Genomic DNA, 637 nt, shown 5'->3' with positions numbered 1-637 from the left:
CTTCGAGTATTTGAAGCAGCCGCTCGTCATCTCAGTTTTACGCGTGCGGCAGAAGAGTTATTTGTGACTCAAGCCGCAGTGAGTCATCAAATTAAAGCCCTAGAAGAGTTTCTATCTCTAAAACTTTTCCGTCGCCGTAACCGTTCTTTGCTGTTAACAGAAGAAGGGCAAAGTTACTTTCTCGACATCAAAGACATCTTTACCTCGATTGCTGAAGCTACCGATAAGGTATTGGAACGTAGTGAAAAAGGTGCGTTGACCATCAGCTTGCCACCGAGCTTTGCCATTCAGTGGTTGGTGCCTCGTTTGGCGGACTTTAATGCTCAAGAGCCAGACATCGATGTTCGCATCAAAGCCGTGGATATGGATGAAGGTTCACTGACTGATGATGTAGATGTAGCGATCTACTACGGCCGTGGGAACTGGCCGGGTTTGCGAGCGGATAAACTGTACCAAGAGTTTCTGATCCCACTTTGTTCACCTTCGTTACTTTTAGGTAACAAACCATTAGAATCTCTAAGTGACCTCAAATTACACACTTTGTTACATGATACTTCGCGTAAAGATTGGAAGCAGTTCGCTCGTCATTACAACATCGAAGGCATTAACGTGAATCACGGTCCGATTTTCAGCCACT

1 protein-coding gene is annotated in these 637 nt (G+C 45.2%); it reads left to right on the top strand.

Annotation, left to right across the window (positions count from 1 at the left end; translation table 11 throughout):
* Positions 1 to 637 (top strand): transcriptional regulator GcvA (locus tag R7Q48_RS28360; RefSeq protein WP_318133654.1); only part of this gene is annotated, 637 nt, incomplete at both ends.

This window comes from Vibrio sp. 378 (assembly GCF_033339435.1).
The sequence above is the reverse complement of the archived record's forward strand: the minus strand, read 5'-3'. Positions and strand labels throughout refer to the sequence as shown.